Source organism: Butyrivibrio sp. NATIVEDY162 (assembly GCF_045999815.1).
Classification (GTDB): Bacteria; Bacillota; Clostridia; order Lachnospirales; family Lachnospiraceae; genus Butyrivibrio.
Window position 1 is genome coordinate 78632 of sequence record NZ_CP172574.1, and the last position, 22079, is coordinate 100710.

The 22079-nt window shown below is 39.6% G+C and carries 19 protein-coding genes and 1 pseudogene; 18 read left to right on the top strand and 2 right to left on the bottom strand.

Going from position 1 to position 22079, the window contains the following annotated elements; translation table 11 throughout:
* Positions 1–89 precede the first annotated feature (89 nt).
* The 6 genes from ACHCNF_RS16445 to ACHCNF_RS16470 all read left to right on the top strand — a co-directional run bounded on the left by ACHCNF_RS16445 (position 90) and on the right by ACHCNF_RS16470 (position 3599).
* On the top strand, positions 90–548 hold the full coding sequence (locus ACHCNF_RS16445) for a cysteine hydrolase family protein (protein WP_408072543.1): 459 nt from the start codon (positions 90–92) through the stop codon (positions 546–548).
* Positions 549–612: 64 nt separating this feature from the next.
* Entirely contained in the window at positions 613–861 is a 249-nt protein-coding gene (locus tag ACHCNF_RS16450; protein WP_408072544.1) for a GIY-YIG nuclease family protein, read from the top strand.
* A 203-nt stretch (positions 862–1064) separates the two neighbouring features.
* Positions 1065–1496 carry a DUF1284 domain-containing protein gene (locus tag ACHCNF_RS16455; protein ID WP_408072545.1) on the top strand — a complete coding sequence of 144 codons (432 nt, stop codon included), beginning with the start codon at positions 1065–1067 and terminating at the stop codon, positions 1494–1496.
* Positions 1497–1633: 137 nt separating this feature from the next.
* Positions 1634–2461 carry a bifunctional hydroxymethylpyrimidine kinase/phosphomethylpyrimidine kinase gene (locus ACHCNF_RS16460; RefSeq protein ID WP_408072546.1) on the top strand — a complete coding sequence of 276 codons (828 nt, stop codon included), beginning with the start codon at positions 1634–1636 and terminating at the stop codon, positions 2459–2461.
* A gap of 18 nt (positions 2462–2479) precedes the next feature.
* On the top strand, positions 2480–2992 hold the full coding sequence (locus ACHCNF_RS16465; protein WP_408072547.1) for a TIGR04002 family protein: 513 nt from the start codon (positions 2480–2482) through the stop codon (positions 2990–2992).
* Between the two features lies 1 nt (position 2993).
* Positions 2994–3599 (top strand): TatD family nuclease-associated radical SAM protein, encoded by a 606-nt coding sequence (locus ACHCNF_RS16470; RefSeq protein ID WP_408072548.1) that lies wholly within the window; start codon positions 2994–2996, stop codon positions 3597–3599.
* Positions 3600–3626: 27 nt separating this feature from the next.
* Here ACHCNF_RS16470 and ACHCNF_RS16475 read toward each other — a convergent pair whose 3' ends face one another.
* The gene (locus tag ACHCNF_RS16475; protein WP_408072549.1) at positions 3627–4478 is read right to left on the bottom strand and encodes a LysR family transcriptional regulator; all 852 of its coding nucleotides are present in this window, start codon (positions 4476–4478) and stop codon (positions 3627–3629) included.
* A 173-nt stretch (positions 4479–4651) separates the two neighbouring features.
* On the opposite strand from ACHCNF_RS16475, the gene ACHCNF_RS16480 reads away from it, so the two are divergent.
* From ACHCNF_RS16480 to ACHCNF_RS16495, 4 genes are all read left to right on the top strand, one after another.
* Positions 4652–7885, top strand: a complete 3234-nt coding sequence (locus ACHCNF_RS16480) for a discoidin domain-containing protein (protein ID WP_408072550.1) — start codon at positions 4652–4654, stop codon at positions 7883–7885.
* Between the two features lie 138 nt (positions 7886–8023).
* On the top strand, positions 8024–8662 hold the full coding sequence (locus ACHCNF_RS16485; protein ID WP_408072551.1) for a thioredoxin family protein: 639 nt from the start codon (positions 8024–8026) through the stop codon (positions 8660–8662).
* Between the two features lie 55 nt (positions 8663–8717).
* A complete protein-coding gene (locus ACHCNF_RS16490) occupies positions 8718–9167 on the top strand; it encodes a LytTR family DNA-binding domain-containing protein (RefSeq protein WP_408072552.1) in 450 nt (149 codons plus the stop codon).
* A gap of 22 nt (positions 9168–9189) precedes the next feature.
* A complete protein-coding gene (locus ACHCNF_RS16495) occupies positions 9190–9615 on the top strand; it encodes a DUF3021 family protein (RefSeq protein WP_408072553.1) in 426 nt (141 codons plus the stop codon).
* 38 nt (positions 9616–9653) lie between these two features.
* Here the strand turns inward: ACHCNF_RS16495 and ACHCNF_RS16500 are convergent, their stop codons facing one another.
* Positions 9654–10907 carry a glycerate kinase type-2 family protein gene (locus tag ACHCNF_RS16500; protein ID WP_408072554.1) on the bottom strand — a complete coding sequence of 418 codons (1254 nt, stop codon included), beginning with the start codon at positions 10905–10907 and terminating at the stop codon, positions 9654–9656.
* Between the two features lie 205 nt (positions 10908–11112).
* On the opposite strand from ACHCNF_RS16500, the pseudogene ACHCNF_RS16505 reads away from it, so the two are divergent.
* The 8 genes and pseudogenes from ACHCNF_RS16505 to ACHCNF_RS16540 all read left to right on the top strand — a co-directional run.
* Positions 11113–11391, top strand: a pseudogene (locus tag ACHCNF_RS16505) (ABC transporter ATP-binding protein); the annotation flags it as partial.
* A 75-nt stretch (positions 11392–11466) separates the two neighbouring features.
* Positions 11467–13551, top strand: coding sequence for an alpha/beta hydrolase family protein (locus ACHCNF_RS16510; RefSeq protein WP_408072555.1), 2085 nt, complete (start codon positions 11467–11469; stop codon positions 13549–13551).
* A 342-nt stretch (positions 13552–13893) separates the two neighbouring features.
* Complete coding sequence (locus ACHCNF_RS16515) at positions 13894–14877, top strand: glycosyl hydrolase (RefSeq protein ID WP_408072556.1); 984 nt, start codon at positions 13894–13896, stop codon at positions 14875–14877.
* A gap of 18 nt (positions 14878–14895) precedes the next feature.
* On the top strand, positions 14896–17073 hold the full coding sequence (locus ACHCNF_RS16520) for an alpha-galactosidase (RefSeq protein WP_408072557.1): 2178 nt from the start codon (positions 14896–14898) through the stop codon (positions 17071–17073).
* 107 nt (positions 17074–17180) lie between these two features.
* Positions 17181–18209: a LacI family DNA-binding transcriptional regulator gene (locus tag ACHCNF_RS16525; RefSeq protein WP_408072558.1), complete on the top strand. Its 1029-nt coding sequence runs from the start codon at positions 17181–17183 to the stop codon at positions 18207–18209.
* Complete coding sequence (locus ACHCNF_RS16530; protein ID WP_408072559.1) at positions 18206–19234, top strand: LacI family DNA-binding transcriptional regulator; 1029 nt, start codon at positions 18206–18208, stop codon at positions 19232–19234. The genes ACHCNF_RS16525 and ACHCNF_RS16530 overlap by 4 nt, the downstream gene beginning before the upstream one ends.
* Before the next feature lie 267 nt (positions 19235–19501).
* Positions 19502–21016, top strand: a complete 1515-nt coding sequence (locus ACHCNF_RS16535; RefSeq protein ID WP_408072560.1) for an ABC transporter substrate-binding protein — start codon at positions 19502–19504, stop codon at positions 21014–21016.
* Positions 21017–21113: 97 nt separating this feature from the next.
* A complete protein-coding gene (locus ACHCNF_RS16540) occupies positions 21114–22067 on the top strand; it encodes a carbohydrate ABC transporter permease (protein ID WP_044931627.1) in 954 nt (317 codons plus the stop codon).
* Positions 22068–22079: the final 12 nt, after the last annotated feature.

Genomic DNA, 22079 nt, shown 5'->3' on the forward strand with positions numbered 1-22079 from the left:
AACAGTAATCAAATTTGGACATTTTTTCATTATTTGTGATATGTTTATAGTGTAACTGATTAAGAAACAAATAGGTCAGAGGGGGACTTATGAGAGTATTAGTCGTTATAGATATGCAGGAGAAGTACCTGGGGCACTATGATGAAGAGCTCATTTGTAATATCAATGATAAAATAAAATGTGCTCATGAAGAAGAAGACGAATCTATAGTTTATGTAAAAAATATTGGGTTGACCGGAGATAGAGCAGGATATGATTTTTCTGATGAACTTCTTCTCGTTTCTGATCTGATATTTGAAAAAAAGAGTCCAAGTGCATTTTCTTCGAAGGATTTTACTAAGAAATTGGAACAGCTAAAGGCAACTGAGCTTGAAATAGTCGGAGTAGATGGAAGTTCATGCGTAGCAAAGACGGCAATTGATGCGGCAAAGCTGGGTTATAAAGCAGAAATAGTTAAGTCCTGTGTGGGAGTACGAAATGACAGGGTTTATGAAAAAGTTTTAAAAAAGCTTGAAGGCGCCGGAGTCAAAATTGTAGGAAGAGTATAAGCGAAATAATATATTCCATTATCGCTGAAAGCTATAGAGATGCTTCCTGTAAGGAATACAATAAATGAATTATACGTACATTGTGGAATGTGCAGATGGCAGTCTGTATTGTGGCTGGACAAATAATCTTGAAAAGCGAATCGCGGATCATAATGCCGGAAAAGGAGCAAAATATACCAAACCCAGATTGCCGGTAGTTCTTGTATATTCAGAGGCTTTCGCAACGAAGGAAGAGGCAATGAGCCGGGAATGGCATATAAAGCAGCTTTCAAGGTCAAAAAAACTTGATCTTATAAAAAACATATCGAAGTAAGGTTTTAGTAAAAAGCTTTAAACACAAACTAATTCATATCAAAAATCTAATCATTTAGCATATAATTTATGTGCTATATTCTGGCGAATCTATCATTTGTTCAATGAATAACCGTTTTTTTTAATAATAAATATTAAACAAAGAGCAGGATACTACTATAATGCTCTTTATACATGATGAAAACATAAAGGTAGGAACAAGACATGGCAGAAGAAAAAATAATAAATCTACGACCACACCACCTTCTTTGCACGCAGGGATACAGTGGAAAAGGATATGATGAGAATTTTGTCCGGAATATGACGGAGATAACGACTAAAATGCGAACAGATTCAGATTTAAAGGTGAGAATAGTATTTTCCACTGATGATTTATGTAAATATTGTCCCAGGAAAAGGGGAGAAGGAATATGTGCTGATGATCATAAAGTTCTTGGATTTGATGCAGGTGTAATTGACTTTTTGAAACTGGAAGAAAAGGTATATGGCTATCAGGAGCTTATACACGAAATCAATGAAAAGATGACATCAGAAAAAATGAAGAATATATGCGGAAACTGCGAGTGGCATCAAATGAGTGCATGTGAAAAAAATATTCTCTCAGGAAAATATCTTTTAAATAGTTGCTTAAATTAATTGCTGTGGTTTGGGCAGTATTTTATCTGCATAACAAAATCTGGTATTAATAAAATAATTAAATCTGAATATTTGATAAGACCAATAATTCATATATATTCTTTGACATGACAAAGCGTTAAAGGAGTAAAGATTGTATGAAAGTAGCAGCAATAAACGATCTGTCAGGATTTGGAAAGTGTTCTCTTGTTGCAGACATAACGGTTTTATCGGCAATGGGAATTCAGTGCTGTCCTCTGCCAACAGCGGTTCTAAGTGCTCAGACAGGATATGCGTCGTATTTTTCCAAAGATCTCACAGGAATAATCCCTGAATATACAAGGGAATGGCAAAAACAGAGTGAGTTGTTCGACGGTATCATAACCGGGTTTATGATGAGCAGCGAGCAGGCCAAAAATAGTCTTGAATTTATCAGGAAGTTCAAAACTGAAAAGACGAAGGTTCTGGTTGACCCTGTGATGGGTGATGATGGCAGAACTTACAAGAATTTTTCAGAAAAACTCTTAAATACGATAAGGGAAATGAGCAGAGAAGCGGATATAATAACACCGAATCTGACGGAGCTTATACTTTTGGCAGGAGAAGAGCCTATGAAGGTAATGAGTCTTAAAGGCGACAGGCTTTTTGATGCTATTTTAAACCTCTCGATGTCAGTAGGAGGTGATACCGGAAAAACTATAGCTGTTACAGGAATACCGCTCAAAGAAGATGGAAGTGTCGGCAATTTTATTCTTGAGAATGGTGAGAGTCGTGTAATAACTTCAGGAAGTAACGGGGTTCATTATTCCGGAACAGGGGATCTTTTTGCTGCTGTTTTACTGGGATCCATTATTCTCGGGAAAACGGCCTTCGAGGGAGCAGATCTTACAAGCCGTTTCATATATAAATCGGCGATGGATACTTCATCTGAGACATCTCCGATTGCCGGAATAGAGTATGAGAAGAACCTGAATATGCTTATTTGACTATTAGGAGGAGTAATTATGAAAAAAAGAGACAGCAAACTAAACAACATAGCAATTACCGGAATATTTGCCGCGCTTATCACGATTTTTACTGCATATATAGGGCATATTCCAGTTGGTGTAAATGGCGGATATATTCACTTTGGAGACGGTTTGATATATCTTGCTGCGACTATATTACCAATGCCATACGCTATGGCTGCAGGTGCGATTGGAGGCGGAATAGCAGATCTTTTGACAGCACCGGCGTGGACATTTGCAACTATCGTAATAAAAGCATTGTTGGTATTGCCTTTTACTAACAAAGGGCCAACCATATTGAACAGGAGAAATTATCTCGCGCCTATAATAGCGTATTTTATTTCACACACAGGATATTTTCTGGCAGAAAGCCTAATGTTTGGATGGGAAACAGCATTTTTGTCAAGTCTGGCAGGGGGACTCGTACAGTCCGGAGGAAGTATGATTTTCTTTTTGATGCTGGGGCAAACGCTTGACAGAATAAACTTCAAGGCAAAGGTGGAGGTGTGAAGTGGCAGAAATAATCTATACTTATAAGGACTCGGTATACGCTAATATTACTAATAAATGTAATTGCAGATGCACATTCTGCATAAGATTCGTGAAAAACGGAGTAGGAAACGCAGAGACCTTATGGCATCAGGAAAATCCAACAAAAGAAGAGGTGTTGGACGCAATAAAGAACTTCGATTTTTCAGGATATAAAGAGCTGGTTTTCTGCGGATATGGAGAACCTACATGTCAGCTCGATATTCTTATTGATGCTGCAAAATATGCAAAAAAAGAAAAAGGCTTAAAAATCAGGTTAAATACTAATGGCCAGGGTTCAGCAGAAAATGGAAGGGATATTGTTCCTGAGCTTGCTAAAGTAATTGATAGTGTATCTGTCAGTCTTAATGCACCTTCTAAAAAGGAATATGAGGAAGTGACAAGGCCTTTATTTAAGGATGGCTTTGAGAATATGATAAGCTTTACAAAAAGATGCAGAGAGACCATAGGAGATGTCAGATGGTCGATTGTCGACGTTTTACCTGAAGAAGAAAAAGACAGGTGTATAGCGCTGTCAAAAGAGCATGATATACCTCTTAGAATAAGGAAATACAGCTCGAATTCTTAACGTGGAAATATTAAATATCTTTTTGTGTCAAAGATTTTTAAACCATGTTACGGTAAAGTCCATAAAAAGCTTCTCTTCATTACTGAGCTTTTTGCCTTTGCGATAAGCAAGTGCAAGAATTCTGGTAGGATGGCTTTTTAGAGGGATAAGTGCCGTATATCCAGACATACTTTGACGCCATGAGGCAGAGGGAACAAGCGCTATTCCAAGACCTGCTTCAACCATTGATCGAAGACTTTTCATGTCATCTGCTTCAAAGGCTATGTTGGGCTCAAAACCGGAATTTTTACATAGTGAGTCAGTATAAATTCTTAGCTGATTTAGCGGATCGTATGCTATGAAAGCCTCATGGGAGAGGCTTTTTAAGTCTAGGGATTTTTTCCCTGAGAGATTATGGGATTTTGGTAGAGCAACCATTATCTCATCATCCATTAATTCACAATATTCATATTTATTTGTATCTATTGGAAGCTGGAAAAATGTAAAGTCAGCTTCCTTGTTTTTTATGGCGTTTCCTTGAAGAAAAAAGATTCGGATTCCGGGATATATTTTCTCAAAATCCGGAACGAGGTATGTCATGAAATGGATGCCACTTTGAATATTTATTCCAATGCCTTTAACATATGGTTTTCTGAGGGAATTTATGCCTTCATCGAGGATGCTGAGGGATTGGTCCACGGTTGCCAGGAAACGCTTGCCGTTCTCATTAAGTCGGATGTTTTTTCCGGATCTGTCAAAGAGCTCACATCCGAGCTCGGTTTCCAGTTTTTTTATTGTAATGCTGACAGCTGATTGCGGAATAAGATGATGTTCTGCAGTTTTTGAAAAGTTTTCAAGCTTTGCGGCTGTTCTGAAATACCTAAGTTCTAACAGATTCATTGAATGCTCCCTTATATATAAAAATATATATGATTATATAAGTTTTGGTATTTTTTTTCAATTTTTTGCTCAGATATACTTTTTTTGGCAGCGTTTTACGGGTAAACAAAAAATGAGCTTCCTGCGGGATTTTGCTGCCAAATCTGCTGTGGGAGGAGAAGAAGGAGAAAAGAATGTTTATTGGAGGAAGAAAGAGAAAGAGCAAGCGATTTTTGGCGCGACTGATGCTTACGGTCATTCTTGTAATGACGGTATTGCAACAGGGTACAATAACGTCATATGCGTCTGAAGGTGGTTTGCCGGAGGAAGTAGTGTCGGATAATTCGAAAATGGCTGAGGATTCAGGCTATTTTGCAGACAATGCGATGGAAACTATCGCAGGAAATGAAGCAGCGGAAGATAAAGAAGCAAAGAAAGAAGAAAGTGCAGTAGAAAAAAGTGCATTAGAAGAACATGCAACAGAAAGTGAAGCGAATGCTGAAGCTGGCACACAAGAAAGAACTGAGAATGCTAATGCAGATACACAGGAGAGTTTAGAGAACGCTGAAACAGATACACAGGAAAACGCTGAGAATTTAGATACACAGATAAGCACAGAGGAAGTAACAGATACAACAAAAAGCGATGAAAATAGCGAAACAGCGGGAGTAAACAGTGCAGAAGATTCAACGGATGCTGTAAATGACATTGAACCTGATACAGAAAGTGTAGTAGAAGATGCCAATGAGGAAGACATTTTTACCGCAAAAGAAGTTCAGCTTAATGACGCAGAGCCAACAGATTCCGTGAAGATCCTCATGGTTGGAAACAGCCTTACCAGATACAACGATGTTGCAGGAAAACTGACAGCACTCTATGCTCTTGACGGCATAACAGCTCAGGTTGATACCAGAACACAGATGGGGGCATCTCTTTTTGATCAGGCGGATATATTAAAGGACAGCACCAGAGAGGCAATAGTTAATGGAGATTATGATTTCGTAATTCTTCAGGAAAAATCATCAGGATTTTCAGAGGCACTTCTTCGTCAGGGAGCGGAAGCTTTTTATCCCTGGATAGAGGAAGCACCTTCACAGCCGCAGCTTGTTTTCTATATGCCTTGGGCCAATGAGGATGTTCTTAAGAGTATGCAGACAAATGTAACGGATGCATATGTATCAGTGGCAAAGGATTTTAATGCAAAGCTTGCTCCTGCAGGTGAAGCTTATTATGAGCTTTATTTTGACAAGAATAAAAAGTGGTACAGAAAAGGCGATAACGTACATGGTAACGACCTTGCGAGCCTTATTTCAGCAAGCACAATTTATTATACTCTTACAGGAAAAGAAGCAGCATTTTCATTTACATCAGAGGATACAGAGGCTCTTAAGGCTTTAGTAGAAAGTGGAGATTACAAAAATAACAGAGTTTCATACAATGCAGAAACAGTTAATCTGATTGAGAGCACATCCCTCAAATATACGGAAATATATAAGGATCTTTCAAATGTACCCAATCTTGAAGGAAGAGGGATGGACGGAAATACAAACCTTGCCAAGGGTAAGCAGGGCAGTGCATCTTCTAACGGCAGAGGCTCAACAAGAGGAATCGGTGCACGAAATGTAGGGAACCTTACAGATGGAAGCTATACTTCATTTTTGGTTTCACATGAAGAGGATCCGGATATATGGTACGCAGTTGACTTCGGAAAGAGTACGAAACTGGATGAAGTAACATTGTATTTTGGCGGAACAGGCACTTATGTAAACACTGAGCATGCAGTTTTCACAGTAGAGATGTCAGACACATATGACAGTGATTACCGCGTTGTTGCAAGTGGTGAGAGTACTTCAACAGAACCTATAGATATTAAATTTGATGAAGCTGAAGGCAGATATTTAAGAGTTCATGTATCATCATTTTCCGGACCTTTTGTAAGTATGTTTGAGATAGAAGCATATTATCAGAGACCTGAACAGACAGATGAACCGGGAGAAGAACAGCCCGGGGATATTGAGGAACCTGCTGAACCTGAAGAACCGGAGCCGGTGCCTCAGGAACCTCAGGAGGAAGAGGACGGAGATGTTACAATTAAGGCATTTCCCGGTGACTATCTTCAGCTGAAAGTTGGGGATATGACTACAGATATGGACTATTATGATGACAACATGTATGAAGCCATACTTCCTTTTAATTCAGGAGATAATACCATCAGCATCCTTGCAAACGGCAAGGTTATAAAGGAGAGACAGATTACTGCTTCAAATGCAGAGCAGAATGTAATAGTCAGATATTTTGCTGACAAGGATAAGATAGTGACCGGTTTTGACAGCCACAAGGATGCTAATGGTAATGTTGTTCAGGACATTAAGAAAACTGCGCACTGGACAGGAAACTTTTTTAACAGAACAGGAATAAATGAGTTCAAGGAATTTGGCGGCTGGGATCAGGCAAATATGCCTTCATGCCTTGATTATATAGGCGGTGGCGTATTTAAGCGCATATATACCTACACAGTGCCTGAAAATTCAGTATCTTACGAGTTTAAGATAAACTTTGATAAAGCATGGAGTAACGGAGAAGTTCCATCCTCAAATGCAACTGTTACTTTCCCTGCAAGCGACAAAGAAACAGATACTTTCGTGTTATTCGTAAATTCAATCACAGGTGAGTGGTTTGACTCAATAAATAAGGGCAAATTAGCCTATAAACTTGCAGATGGCAGTACATATGAGCAGGAAGCCGGAAAAGCACACATTACGATCAGTTATGGTGGAGCTGCAGAGGAAATGGTGCAGACTTCTCTTGATAAATTCAGACATACTGATTATCTTACTGCCGGTGAGCATGTTGCCAGTGTTTATGTGGATGATCAGCTTATTGAGACAGCAAAATTCAGTCTTGGTAGTGCTTCATCAGTAACAGCAGTGTACGATGCCAATAAGGGACTTGAACTCATTAAGAGGGATAATACAAAGGAACCTGAGAATGAAGATGTTTCAGGAACAGTACCTGAAAATAAGCCTGAAAACGGCAGCGGAACACAAAACAAATCCGACAATAAGCCTGAAAAAGTTGATGACGCGCAGGCACCCGCACCAAGTGAAACTCCGGCAGAAATAGTAGATGCAGAGCAGAAAAAATCTAATATTGCTGAAATAAGTGCAGGTAAAAAGTCCTTCACAGTTAAGTGGAAGAAGCTGAAGGATAAAGAAATAAAAGGCTATGAAATTCAATACAGTACTGATAAGAGCTTTAAAAAGAGCGTTAAATCAGTTTTTGTAAAGAGAACAAAAACAAGTAAAAAAATCAGTAAGCTTAAAGGCGGGAAAAAGTACTACGTAAGAATCCGTACATACAAATCTTCAGGTGATAATAAAATCTTTTCCAAGTGGAGTAAGAAAAAGAGTGTAAAAACACTTAAATAATAATAAGAATGTTCTTAAGGAGCTTTCCCTTTTTAGGGAAGGCTCCTTTAGTTATTATCCGTAAGTCTTTTTTTAATTGTGATAAAGTTAGCGTATAATAGAATTAATAATAACTATCAACTGATAAGGGATAAGAAGATGACAAAAGACATTCTCCTAAACAAAACCAGAGCGCTTGTATGTTTTTACCAAAAAGGCTGCTCAATGTGTCTGGAAGTGGAACCTTTGACGGATCTTCTGGAAAAAGGGAATATTGAAATTATAAAAATTTCCTGTGATGAGTATGACGAACTTCTTTATGAATTTGGCGGTGATGGAACACCATATTGGGTTTTGATTCTTAATGGAGAGATTGCTAAGGGCATTTGTCCCACAGAAAAAAGTGATGATTTGTTTTCATTTATCACAGATGATTGCGGAATCAGTCTTTCCGGTGATGAATTTAACAAAGCGATGCTCGAGGGGAAGGGAAAAAGAGAGTATCAGGAGATGGTAGTAGCAGAAATCCTGTTTCGCTCAAAGGAATCTAATGAAGATAGTCTGACATATGCTGCCAGGCTTAAGATAGTCCGCCCCTGTATCTCGTCTGAGACCGACGAGGAGCTTAGAAAGTGCATCAGAGAGAATATAGGGCACTTTATCAAAAGGCTCAGAGAGTCAATGGAGAAAGAGGGTGGAGACACTGAGGCCAGAAGGATAATGCTTAAGAAACTCCCTGAAATGGAAGAAGATATTTACAATGAGGTAAAAGAGATAAAACAAACAAAAGAAAGATGATGATCGCAGGCAGTAAGGTGTCAATTAACAATAAAACAAAAAGAAAGATTAGATAATGAAAATTACAATTGAAACGCCGGGACCCGGTGAAGAAGATGAAATCATTATAAGAATGGCAGAGCTGAATGACGAAATTTTGAAAACCATCAGGCGTCTTAAGGATGGAGCAAGTAAGGATAACATGGCGGTATATGCTGATGAAACGATTCAGATGATTCCTACAAGGGAGATTCTGTATTTTGACGCTACCGATAATCATGTTTTTGCTTACACAAAAGATAACTGCTTTGAAACCAGAAAAAAGCTCTTTGAGATAGAGGAACTTCTTTCGGGATCCTCATTTCTCAGGATATCTAAGAATGCGATTGTGAATTTAAAACACATTGATCGCTTGAGCCCTGAATTCAATGGAAGATTTATAGCCAGCCTTAAAAACGGCGAAGATATCATTATATCTAGGGGATATGTCCCGGAACTTAAGAAGAAATTGGGAATAAAAAAGTAGAATGGAGGATTATCCTGTAAATATGAAGACTTATATATCAGAATTTATAAAATGGTTTTTGATCATAAATACCGGAATAATGTTCATTGTATGGATAAATATTTCCAGGTATGACAGCATTTGGACAGCAATTATCCCGCAGATATTTAGTGCCAGTTTTCTGACATCAATAGTGACAACAGTCTTTTTCTCTATCAATCCGCGAAAGCCTATCAGAATGGTGCTCAGACTACTCATGTGGTTTGGCCATTATGCTGTCCTGTGCGCAATAATTATGGCTCTTGGAACTTACTTTAACTGGTTTGAGCTCTCTGCAAGCGGATTTCTTAAACTGACTCTAAGTGTGGCAGGGGTATATTTTGTGTCATTTTTGCTGTCATATATACTATCTAAGGCTGAAGCCGATGAAATGACTGATGCACTTAAGCATTACGGGCAGGACGACTAAAAAACTATGCGATGGCATTTCGTCTGTCTGGACAGGTATCAAAAACGTACATGTTCATTCACCTTTCTTATCAAAGCTACAGATACATCATTAACATTTGTTCCGGTAGGACCGGTTATGATTAGTCCTTGTGATATCTTAAGTGCATTATATGCATCATTGTTGCAGAGCATTTCTTCAGGATCATAGCCTGCTTTGCGGATTGTTTTTATTGTAGCCCCGTCGACGTAGCCGCCTGCTGCATCTGTTGGTCCATCTGTGCCATCACTTCCGATTGAAAATACGGCTACATTTTCAATTCCTTCAGTTTTAAAAGCTGCTGAAAGAGCAAGCTCCTGATTTCGTCCACCTTTTCCGGTGCCTCTTAAGTGTACGATAGTTTCCCCACCTGCGATAAAAGCAAGGTTCTCGGTAGCATTTTTATTACTTTTCGCAATGCTTCCCAAAAAGCTGCCTGCTTCAGATGCTTCACAAGAAAGCACATCTGTAAGGATAATTGTTTTATAGCCAAGCTTTTCGCAGCTAATCTTTGCAGCTTTACAAAGTTCTTGTACAGAGCCTGTTACATATGTAGAAATATTATTAAGAGCCTTTGGGGTTTCATTCATAAGCAAATTTCTAGTCTGCTCAGATAGTTTTAAATTATATTTTTCTGCTATATAAAGCGCCTGCTCACAGGTAGATGCATCAGGATACGCCGGGCCGCTGGCTATCATGTCAAGGGGATTGCCTATAATATCGCTTAATACAATACTGAATACCTTTGCAGGCATACATTTCAAGGCAAATCGTCCACCCTTTACCTTGCTTAACCTTTTTCTGATTGTATTGATAGAGACTATATCAGCGCCTGATGATAGAAGCTCTTCGGTAATACTTTGCAGTTCTTTACCCGGAATTAGGGGAGACTCAAAAAGAGCTGAACCACCACCTGATAGAAGGAATAAAACAGTGTCATCACAGTGTAAATTACTAACGAGAGATAGAGCTTTTTCAGTTGCTGCGAAGCTGTTTTCATCGGGGACAGGATGTCCCGCTTCGTAACATGTAACTCCCGGGATTGCTCCATTTACATGCCCATATTTGGTTATGACTATTCCGGCGTTAACACTTCCGAGTGCTTTAACAGCAGCGTGAGCCATCTGCCATGCGGCTTTTCCGGCCGCTACGAGAATAACCTTTCCTTTGCAGGGGGTGAAATCTTTTAGTGCACGCGTTACAGCCTCATCCGGTAGAACCGACGATATTGATTCTTTAATTATTTTTTCAGCATCCTGACGCATAGTATTCATAGGATTTGCTCCATCTTTTGATTTTTGGGCCTTTTTCCAAAGTTTCATGACTTCTTGAACGCAAAAATGAAAAAGCGTTCAAGAATCTATGAATATGATTTATATAGATATTATAACCAATCTAGTGTCTGCAAAAAAGATTGTCGGAAACTCATTTGACAAGTCACGTTATGTATGCTTTGCAGAATTTCGCAGCTATCATATCCTGTGGAATGCTCCTGTTGTACTTTTGGATGAGGCCACAGCGTCACTTGATGCGGAGAACGAAACCGCTATTCAGGAAGCTCTTTCAAGACTTATCAAGGACAAGACAGTGCTTATAATTGCGCATAGAATGAGAACTATTGCAAATGCAGATAAGATCGTTGTCTTAAAAGACGGTGTTGTTGCTGAGCAGGGGAGTCCGGAAACTTTGGCGGGCTATGACAGCATTTACAGCCGCATGACAAAACAGCAGATGATCGCTCAAAACTGGAAAATGTAAAAACAAAAAAGCTTCAATATCATTACCTTTTCCCATATAATTTTGGAGAGACAATTTTTATGGAGGAAAAAATATATGGGAGACATAATGAAAAAAGTCGAGATAGGGGATATCTTAAAATACAAGTATCTTGAGAATGTTTTGTATAATCCCACGGGAAGTACTTTTGCTTACAACGTTGCTTTAGCAGATGAAAAGAAAAATACATACAAAAGAGATGTATGGGCTGTAAAAGATGGAAAGCCATTCCAGCTTACATCGACTTTGGAGGCATCAGTCTCATTTTGGGAAAACGATGAAGAACTTATCATAAACAGAAAAGCGCCGGAAGATGAAAAGTTTGAAGGAACGGAGCTTTATTCGATTTCTCTAAGCGGTGGTGAAGCAAAGCTGTGGGCAAAGCTGCCTGTTTCATTGGGGAATATCAAAAAAATATCAGAGGGACTCTATGTTTCAACAGCTCAGATAGAGGAAAAGGACCCTGATGCCTATCTTGACAGTGAAGAGGTAAGGACCAAAAAGAAGGAAGAGAAGAAAACAAATCTTGAAAGTGATTATGATGTTTTCACGGAAGTTCCTTATTGGGGTAACGGCAGCGGTGTGACAGAAGGAAAAAGGAATGCTCTTTTTATTATAAAAAGGACAGGTGAGAATTCTGAAACCGGTTTTGAACTTAAGAGGATAACCGATCCTGATTTTAACGTATATGATTTTAAAGTAGACGGCAAAAAGATTTACTTCACAGGTGCTAAAGCCTCTGTAATTCCGGATTTTTACTCTGATCTATTCAGCCTTGATGTTGATAATATGCAGATTGAAAATGTATATGACAGGCATGACATGGGGATTGAAAGCTTTGAGGTTGTGGACGGAAAAGCGTATGTTTTTGCACTTGATTATAAGACCTATGGTATAAATGAATCTTCATATCTTTTTAAGGTGCAGTATAACGAGCTTGAAAAAATAGAAGGATATCTTCCTTCGCATTCAAGAGGAAACAGCGTGCTGAGCGATGTTTCGCTTGGAGGAGGAAAGCAGAACAAGCTTTTAAATGAGGATGGAAAGCCGGTATATTACACACTTTCGACTGTCGAAGATCATTCGGTCATTTCAAGGATAGATCTTGAGAGCGGACGGGTGCAGCATGTGCTTGATCTGTCCGGTTCAATTCTTTTCTTTGATATAGTGAAGGATACTTTTGTGCTGTGTTATGTAGCAAGTGATAAGCTGCCTGAGATTTATACAGTTGATAAAAATAAGCTTGGTACTGTTGAAATCAGCGACCAGTTTCACTATACACCGCCGCGATATATTGAAGATATGAGGCAGATTACGGATCATAACAGTGCACTTCTTGAGAATGTTTATGTAGCTGAGCCAAAGAGGATCGACTACAGATCTGAAGGCTTAGATCTTCACGGATGGGTTCTTCTTCCGGAAAACTTTGATACATCCCAAAAATATCCGGCTGTGCTTGATATCCATGGTGGTCCAAGATGTGTGTATGGAGAGGTCTTTTTCCATGAGATGCAGGTTTGGGCTTCAAAAGGATTCATAGTCATGTTTACCAATATCAAGGGAAGCGATGGCCGCGGAGATGAATTTGCCGATATTCGAGGAAGCTATGGCAGCATAGATTTTAAAAATCTCATGGACTTTGTTGATGCTGTTCTTAAGGAATATCCCTGCATTGATGAGAGCAGAATTTGTGAGACCGGAGGCTCATATGGCGGATTTATGACTAACTGGATCGTTACGCATACAGACAGATTTTGCTGCGCAGCAAGCCAGAGGTCGATTTCTAACTGGGTATCAATGTCATATATAAGCGATATAGGACCCTATTTTGGACCTGATCAGTGCGGCATAGCCTATGATGATTATTTTGGAAAACTCGATGCCAAAAAGCTCTGGGATCATTCTCCTTTAAAATATGTTGATGATGCCCGGACACCTACACTTTTCCTTCACAGTGATGAGGATTACAGATGTCCCATTCCCGAAGCAATGCAAATGATGCAGGCCATGACAGTAAGAGGCGTTGAAACCAGAATGCTCGTTTTTCACGGAGAAAATCACGATCTTTCCAGAGGCGGAAAGCCAATGCACAGAATAAGACGATTAAATGAGATTACTAACTGGTTCGAAAAACATATATAACTGATATTAACGGAGATGTTTTTTGTGGAGGTAGCACCGGATCCATGCATCCCATTTGGATGCCAATCCTCCTCACAGTTATCATCATCATATTTGCAGTTGCTTGCTATATTCATCTATTTGAGAAATTCATCATGAAAACAAAAACAGTATTGCAAAAGAGAAAAAGATATGCAATATTAAGTTAAAATAAACAGTTAATAATATATGTTAAGTTAAATTAATTTAGTGAGGGATGACTTCTTGACCGCTTTTTCATCTTTACGATCAAGAAGTCATAGAATGGCCCTGAAATGCAGGGCGATAAAAATAATAAGATCTTTAAAGGATAAAGGAGCAAATATGAGTGACAAGATTTATGAACCAAGTAATCCTTGTATGCAGCAGGGCGCGAGGAATGTACTTAAGTATCTCTCTGACATTACATATGACAAGATTATCACAGGGCAGCATACACAGACAATGGAGCAGGAGGAACTGCATCTGATAGAAGAAAAGACAGGAAAGAAACCGGCGCTTCTTGGCTTTGAGCTTCTGTCATATTCGCCGAATATCAATTATCTGGATACAGATAAGGAGTGTATGGATGAGATAGTTGGAAATAACGGTACATTAAAAAAAGCATGGGAATGGGCTGCCGAGCAGGGGCTCATTACTTTTACATGGCACTGGTTTTCCCCGTTGTATGGCAGATCCAAGGCTTTTTATACTGAAAATACTCCTTATGACCCGGAGAAGGCAGCAACAGAAGGAACTCCTGAATATGCAGCAATGATTGCGGATCTGGATGTTATGGCAGGTATATTAAGACCATTTTGTGAGAAGGAGATTCCTATTCTATGGAGACCATTTCATGAGAGTGATGGAACCTGGTTCTGGTGGGGAGCCAAAGGCGCAGGACCTGTAAAGAAGCTATACAGGATTATGTATGAAAGATTTGTAGGGATTCACCACTTGAATAATCTTATATGGGTATGGAACTCACATATAAAGGAATTTTATCCAGGTGATGACATTGTAGATGTGATATCTGTTGACCTGTACACAGATAAGCATGTTCATACCTCTTATGCAGAGCAGTATAAGGTCTTGACGGGGATAACAGACACAAAGAAGCCGGTTATTCTTGGGGAGGTGGGGGTTCTGCCGGATCCTGAGAATGTTCATGATGAAAAAATCGGATGGGCAAGCTTTATGACCTGGTCACTGGATTTTTGTAAAACTGAGGAATATAACACGTTTGAATATCTGAAAAAGGTTTACAACAGTCCCAATGTAGTAACAAAGGAGAATCTGCCGGGGCTTTATGAGGCAAAGCTAAATTGAAAGAATTTGGAGAAGTCAATGTCAATTACATATAACGATAGAATAAAAGCATGGAAATTGGATACACCTAATACGTCATACATTTTAGGGGTGGTTGATGAAAAATACCTGGCGCATATTTATTTTGGAGCGCGGGTAGAGGATGATAATCTTTCGTATCTTTTAAGGCCCGAGGAAATTGTTCCTCCGTCGATAAAACCTGAAGAACAGCTTGGATTTATGGATACAGTACAGCTTGAATACCCCTGTCAGGGAATTGGAGACTTCAGGGAGTGTTGCCTGGCGTTAAAGGGAGAAGACGGACAGACAGGCTGTAATCTGATATACAAAGGCTATGAGATTATAAACGGAAAAGGCAGGATAAAGGGCTTACCTACATGCTTTGGAGATAATGCACAGACACTTGTTATCAAGATGACAGATGAAATTAGTGCTCTTGAGGTGTCGCTATCTTTTACTGTGTTTGAAGACTGTGATGCAGTTATACGGTCTGCAAAAATACAAAACACAGGAAAAAGAGCTTTTTATCTTGAAAGAGCGATGTCTGCATGCCTTGATTTTGAACTTGAGAACTGCGAGATTATCACAGAGTGCGGAGCTTGGGCAAGGGAGCATATAATTGAAAGAACAAAACTAAACCATGCTGCTGTCTGCGCTGAGTCAATTAGGGGTGAGGAAGGGCATGATGCCATGCCGTTTATGGCTGTGGTGTCCGGAAATGCGGATCAGAACAGTGGTGAAGTATATGCTACCCAGCTTGTGTACGCAGGGAACTTTCTGGCAAAAGTAAAAAAGAATCCCCATGATCAGATAAGAATGGTCATTGGAATTAATCCTGAGACATTTACATGGAAATTGGAATCAGGGCAGTCCTTTAGAACACCTGAAGCTATTCTCGTGTATTCAGCATATGGACTTGGACATATGACACGCACTTTTCATGATCTCTTCAGGAACCATCTGATAAGACAGGACTGGGTAAGAAAAGAGCGCCCCATACTGATAAACAATTGGGAAGCAACATATTTTGATTTTGATAAGGACAAACTTCTTGAAATTGGAAGGGAAGCAAAAAAGAGAGGAATCGAGCTTCAGGTTCTGGATGATGGCTGGTTTGGTTATAACAGAAATCAGCCAAGCGGCGGGCTTGGAGACTGGTATGTAAATGAAGCCAAGCTGGAGGGCGGGCTTAAGGGTCTGACTGATGAACTGGATAAAATGGGGATGAAGTTTGGACTCTGGTTTGAGCCTGAAATGATCTGCGAGGATACTGATCTATACAAAAAACATCCTGAATGGGTTGTGCATCAGAAAGGAAGAATACCCGCGAGAGCCAGGGATCAATGGCTTCTTGATTATTCAAATCCTGAAGTTCGGGAGTACATTTTTGAGAGTATGGCAGGCATAGTCAGAAGTATTCCCGTGGTCTATATAAAGTGGGATATGAATAGGGCAATTTCCGATGTGGGCTCAGATTATCTTCCTGCTGACAGACAGGGAGAGATATGGCACAGACATGTGCTTGGCGTATACGAGATACAGGAGAGGCTTACTGAAGAATTTCCTTATCTGTTGATTGAAAACTGTTCCTCAGGTGGTGCCAGATTTGATGCCGGTATGCTTTACTACAGCCCTCAGATATGGTGCTCGGACGATATGGATCCTATTGAGCGTCTTTCAATCCAGGAAGGTACAGCAATGTTGTATCCGGTATCGACAATAGGTTCTCATATTGCCAAAAGTCCTAATGATATTTCCTGGAGATCGGTTTCTTTTGAATCAAGAGCTGTTGCAGCCATGTTTGGGACGTTCGGATATGAGCTGGATATAACAAAGCTTCCTAAGGAGGAAGTTGAACAGATACCCGGTCAGATAGAAAGATATAAGAGTATTAGAAAACTTATCCTTGAAGGAAATTACTACCGGTTAGCATCGTATAGGGAAACTAAGGAATATGATGCATACATGATAGTTTCCAATGATAAAAAGGAAGCTTTTATGGTTTATATGCAGGTGCTTTCAAAACCTAATTCACTAAGCAGACGGGTGAAGCTTCAGGGACTTGATCCTGAAATGCACTATGATGTCAACGGAGTTACTTATGGCGGCGATGTGCTAATGAATGCAGGGATTTTGATTCAGAGAAAAAAGGATTTTGAAGCGCAATTTGTAAGACTAAAGGGAAAAGGAAAATAATAACTGCGTGAACGTTTTTTGATATTGCTTTAGTTTATTATTTTTTAACCGCTAAATCATTGATTGCATAATTAATTTAAGTCATAATGATATTTGGAGGTTGATAGATGAGACCAAAACAAAAAGTAAAGTTAAAGGATATTGCTGATACTTTAGGGGTATCTGTTGTAACAGTATCAAATTCCCTTGCAGGAAGACCTGGTGTAAGCCAGGAAATGCGAAAAAAAATAAAGGAATGTGCTGTAAGCCTGGGGCTTGATACTGACAAATATCAGAATAATACCGCGGTTAATGAAGAAAAAAGTATAACCAGGGGAAAAACCATTGGAGTTATTGTCTCTGAAAGATATATGCTCGTTGGGGCATCTTTTTACTGGGAAATGTACCAGAAGGTTGCTTATGCTGCGTCCGAGGGAGAGTGCTTTACTTCGCTTGCAATTATTCAGGATTATAGTGATAATGCCAAGCTCCCGCCCAAAATGGATGTGGATGGGGTGATTATTATAGGACCCGTTCGTGAGAAATATCTCGAAAGGTTGCTTTTGTCAATAAAAGTACCTGTGGTAATTATGGACCAGCAGATAGAAATAGGCAATTATACTTCAATCCTGTCAGGAAACTATTATGGCATGTACAGGGCTACCAGAGAACTTGTTCTTGCAGGACATAAAAATATTGGTTTTGTGGGAGCACTTGATTATTCACGTAATATTATTGACAGATACTATGGCTATAAAAAGTGTATGAGGGAAAATGGGCTAAAAGTAAACAGGGAGTGGATTTTGTCAGACAGAAGCGGCGACAATGAAACTCCAAGTATAGACCTCCCGAAGGAGCTTCCTACAGCATTTGTGTGCAGCAGTGACTATGCAGCAGGGACTCTTTATAAGGCGCTTCTTGAACGAGGAATGAATGTCCCGGAAGATATTTCGCTTGTGGGCTACGATAATTACTTAAGTGGCAATGAGCTGGAAAATATACTTACTACCTACAATGTTGATCTGGCAAAGATGGCAAAGCTTGCCATAGAGCAGGTAATAAATGAGACACTTGATCCAACTCTTGCAGGAACAATATATGAGATAGACTCATATGTTGTGAAAAGATCATCAGTAAGAGATATGAGGGAAAAATGATGCAGAATAATATTACCTTGTCTGATATCGCAGAGAAGCTTGGCGTTAGCAGCGTGACTGTGTCAAAAGCCCTTTCAGGTAAAAAAGGTGTTAGTAATGAGCTGCGGGAGAAGATTGAAAACCTGGCAGATGAAATGGGATATGTCCGAAAAGATAAAAGTGATTCAGTAAGAAAAAATAAGGTCATAGGTGTCATAGTTGCTGAGAGGTATCTTGATCATAGTCAGTCATATTACTGGCGCATTTATCAGGAATTATCTCTTTTATCCAATCAGAAGAAGATATTTACACTTTTGGAAGTTGTAAACAAAGCAGCCGAGAAAGAAAAAGCTACACCAAATCTTGTCAGACAGAACAATGCAGATGGGATAATTATTCTTGGAGCATTTGATGTGAGTTATCTTCGCATGCTAAGGGAGACAGTTGATGTTCCGCTTTTATCGCTTGATTCTGTATACGAGGAGATAGCAGGAGATGCGGTGATAGCTGACAATATTCTGGGTGGATATGAGATAGCAGGTTACCTTCTAAAAATGGGTCACAAAAAGCTTGGCTTCGTAGGAACCATGAATGTTACTCCCAGCATTGATGGAAGATATATAGGGATGTGCAAGCAACTTTCTGCTTCCGGTATTTCTGTAGAATATGGGAAAAATCCCATAGTGGTGGAAGACAGAGATGCGGACGGAAACATAGGAGCGGAGGGCACCTTCAAGCTTCCTGATAAGAAACAGATGCCCACGGCATTCTTTTGCAATTGTGATGTTTCTGCGCTTTTGCTGATAGAGCGTTTAAGCAGGAAGGGATATAGAGTCCCCGAAGATATTTCTGTTATAGGCTTTGATAATTATGTTCCTGATATGAAAGAGGGATTGTCTCTTGCAAGCTATAAAATGGATATTGGAGAGATGGCAAGTAAGGCAATTGAGCTTATGATACAGCGTATTGATTATCCGGATACTCCATATAGCTCAGCGATGATTCGTGGAAGCCTTGTTATCGGAGAATCAGTGAAGAGCTTATAAGCACTTATGCATTGTTTTATGGTGGTTGACATATTAGGATAATAAACAGATAGATTAAATTAAGTAAATAATGTGGTTTAGAATTGGATAATACCAACAAAAGTTAAAGGGCCATTTCGTTAAAAATTGACGAAATGGCCCTTTTTATATGTACTTTCTTAAAAATACGCTTGAAAAAAACTAATTAATAAATATAATATGAATTAACTTAAAAATATAATTCCTAAGGCAAAAGGAAACTTAAATTAAGTAAAAGGGAGGACCAAAATGAAAATCAGGAAATTTGTTGCGTTAATGACAGCATCATCAATTGCCATGTCACTTGCTGCATGTGGACAGGCTGCAAAGACAGAAGAAACGCCTAAGGCGGATTCTGTTGATGCTGCTGCAGATTCTGCAGACACACAGAACAGTAATGAGGAGGCTTCATCAGAGGAGGCTGAAAATGGGACTGCTACGGAGGATGCAGCTGATAATTCTTCATCAGATGTAGATGTGGCTGACAACAACTACACTTCAGTAGTTCTTGGTGAGACCGGTAAGGACATAACAACTACCATTAAGCTTCTTACACACAGAACAGATATGATGGCAGATGATTATCCGGGAACTAACTGGGCATCATATATTGCAGCATTCAATGAAGTATATCCGAATATCACAGTAGATGTTGAAGGAATCACAGATTATGCAGAGGATTCTCTTTTAAGGCTCCAGGGAGGTGACTGGGGTGATGTGATGATGATTCCGGGAATTGACGCTTCTGAGTATGCAAATTATTTCATGCCCTATGGAACAGTTGAGAATATGGAAAGCGTAATCCGTTTTGCTAAAGATAAGCAGTACGATGACATCGTTTATGGAATCCCCTCAACCGGTAATGCACAGGGTGTTCTCTATAACAAGGCTGTATTTGAGCAGGCAGGTATCGATACATTACCCACAACACCTGAAGAGTTTATTGAAGATCTTAAGCTGATTAAAGAGAAGACAGATGCCATCCCGCTTTATACAAACTATGCTGCAGGATGGACAATGGGTGCCTGGGATGCTTATATTGCAGGAACTGCAACAGGTGATGCAACCTACATGAATCAGAAACTTCCACACACAGCTAATCCTTTCTCTGATCCTGGCGATGGAACACATGCATACAACGTATATAAAGTACTTTATGATGCAGTAGCAGAAGGGTTAATTGAGGATGACTATTCTACAACAGACTGGGAAGGCTGCAAGGGAATGATCAACAGAGGTGAGATTGGAACAATGGTTCTTGGATCATGGGCATATTCACAGATGCAGGCTGCAGGTGATAAGCCTGAGGATATTGGATATATGAGCTTCCCCATTAAAGTAAACGGTAAGCAGTATGCTTCTGCAGGACCTGATTATGCTTTCGGAATCAACAAGGATGCAAGTGACGACAATCGTTTGGCAGCACTCGTATTTGTAAAGTGGATGACAAATGAGTCCGGCTTCTCCTATAACGAAGGAGGCATCCCGATCAATGCAGAAGACAACAACTATCCTGATCTTTATGCAGCATTCGATGGAGTTGAGTATGTTTCTGATGAAACAGCACTTCCCGGAGAAGAGGATCTCAAGGATACACTGAATTCTGATTCAGAGCTCAATATCAATAACGGTGGGGATAAAAAGGTACAGTCAATCATCGAGCATGCTTCAAATGGTGACATGACCTTTGATGAGATTATGGACAGCTGGAATCAGGCATGGACAGAAGCTCAGGAGCTTAGCGGAGTTGAGATCAAGTACTAATAGGTTTTTTTATAACACTATATTATTAAGTGGTTGTGTAGGGGCGGAATTAGATAATTCCGCTCCTGCCTTGTAGAAAGGAAAGGGAGTTACCCATATGAATAAAAGAAAATGGAAACAGGTGCAGGTTATCCTGGCTTTCCTGATCATTCCGGTTGGGTTACTGATCTTGTTCACATATTATCCTTTTGGAAAAATGGTTCAGTTCAGTTTTTATAATATGAAATATATTGGGCCAAGGAAATTTGTCGGTCTTAGGAATTATATACAGATTTTTAAACGCGAGGACATTCTGAGGACGCTTTTGCTGTCATTGTATTATATGGTTGGTTCTGTTGTTCAGGTATTTGCAGCGCTCTATCTTGCAACAATATTTTGCTTTAAGGTAAAGGCAGAGAATTTCTGGAAGGGATTTATTTTCTTCCCTTATCTGATAAATGGTATAGCAATCGGTTTTATCTTTAAATTCTTTTATACAAGGGGATTTGTTCTTGATACAGTTCTACAGACGATAGGATTTAACCTTGATAATCTGCCGTACTGGCTTAAGGATCAGTCCATAAACAATTGGTCATTGGTGTATTCTTCGGTATGGAGATATCTTGGATCGACAATGGTGCTGTTCCTTGGAGCAATGATGTCTGTTGACAGTACACTTTATGAAGCTGCTTCTATAGATGGAGCCAATAAGTGGCAAACCTTTTGGCACATTATTCTGCCAAGCATTAAGACTATAGTAACCCTTAACGTGATCCTCTCAATCACCGGTTCTCTGTCGGCATTTGAGCCCCCTTATGTAATAACAAGCGGTGCTAATGGTACAGGCACGTTCTTTGTTGTTATGAATGACATCGCACATACAAGTCAGAAGGTTGGCCTTGCCAGCGCTATGGCAGTGTTCCTGCTAGTTATTATTTTCATTGCGAAGTTCCTGCAGGAGGGCATATTCAGATTTCTTTTCAGGAATGCAGGTACCGATGCGGATGAGCGCACACTAAAGAAACAGCGCAAGATTGCAGCAAAATCAAAACAGCAGATAGGAGGGAAATAATGTCAGTGGCCT

What these genes read in the sequence shown, in the direction of transcription:
- ACHCNF_RS16445 (WP_408072543.1), top strand. Translation starts at nt 90, where the DNA reads ATGAGAGTATTAGTCGTTATAGATATGCAGGAGAAGTACCTGGGGCAC.
- ACHCNF_RS16450 (WP_408072544.1), top strand. Translation starts at nt 613, where the DNA reads ATGAATTATACGTACATTGTGGAATGTGCAGATGGCAGTCTGTATTGT.
- ACHCNF_RS16455 (WP_408072545.1), top strand. Translation starts at nt 1,065, where the DNA reads ATGGCAGAAGAAAAAATAATAAATCTACGACCACACCACCTTCTTTGC.
- ACHCNF_RS16460 (WP_408072546.1), top strand. Translation starts at nt 1,634, where the DNA reads ATGAAAGTAGCAGCAATAAACGATCTGTCAGGATTTGGAAAGTGTTCT.
- ACHCNF_RS16465 (WP_408072547.1), top strand. Translation starts at nt 2,480, where the DNA reads ATGAAAAAAAGAGACAGCAAACTAAACAACATAGCAATTACCGGAATA.
- ACHCNF_RS16475 (WP_408072549.1), bottom strand. Translation starts at nt 4,478, where the DNA reads ATGAATCTGTTAGAACTTAGGTATTTCAGAACAGCCGCAAAGCTTGAA.
- ACHCNF_RS16480 (WP_408072550.1), top strand. Translation starts at nt 4,652, where the DNA reads ATGTTTATTGGAGGAAGAAAGAGAAAGAGCAAGCGATTTTTGGCGCGA.
- ACHCNF_RS16485 (WP_408072551.1), top strand. Translation starts at nt 8,024, where the DNA reads ATGACAAAAGACATTCTCCTAAACAAAACCAGAGCGCTTGTATGTTTT.
- ACHCNF_RS16490 (WP_408072552.1), top strand. Translation starts at nt 8,718, where the DNA reads ATGAAAATTACAATTGAAACGCCGGGACCCGGTGAAGAAGATGAAATC.
- ACHCNF_RS16495 (WP_408072553.1), top strand. Translation starts at nt 9,190, where the DNA reads ATGAAGACTTATATATCAGAATTTATAAAATGGTTTTTGATCATAAAT.
- ACHCNF_RS16500 (WP_408072554.1), bottom strand. Translation starts at nt 10,907, where the DNA reads ATGAATACTATGCGTCAGGATGCTGAAAAAATAATTAAAGAATCAATA.
- ACHCNF_RS16510 (WP_408072555.1), top strand. Translation starts at nt 11,467, where the DNA reads ATGGGAGACATAATGAAAAAAGTCGAGATAGGGGATATCTTAAAATAC.
- ACHCNF_RS16515 (WP_408072556.1), top strand. Translation starts at nt 13,894, where the DNA reads ATGAGTGACAAGATTTATGAACCAAGTAATCCTTGTATGCAGCAGGGC.
- ACHCNF_RS16520 (WP_408072557.1), top strand. Translation starts at nt 14,896, where the DNA reads ATGTCAATTACATATAACGATAGAATAAAAGCATGGAAATTGGATACA.
- ACHCNF_RS16525 (WP_408072558.1), top strand. Translation starts at nt 17,181, where the DNA reads ATGAGACCAAAACAAAAAGTAAAGTTAAAGGATATTGCTGATACTTTA.
- ACHCNF_RS16530 (WP_408072559.1), top strand. Translation starts at nt 18,206, where the DNA reads ATGATGCAGAATAATATTACCTTGTCTGATATCGCAGAGAAGCTTGGC.
- ACHCNF_RS16535 (WP_408072560.1), top strand. Translation starts at nt 19,502, where the DNA reads ATGAAAATCAGGAAATTTGTTGCGTTAATGACAGCATCATCAATTGCC.
- ACHCNF_RS16540 (WP_044931627.1), top strand. Translation starts at nt 21,114, where the DNA reads ATGAATAAAAGAAAATGGAAACAGGTGCAGGTTATCCTGGCTTTCCTG.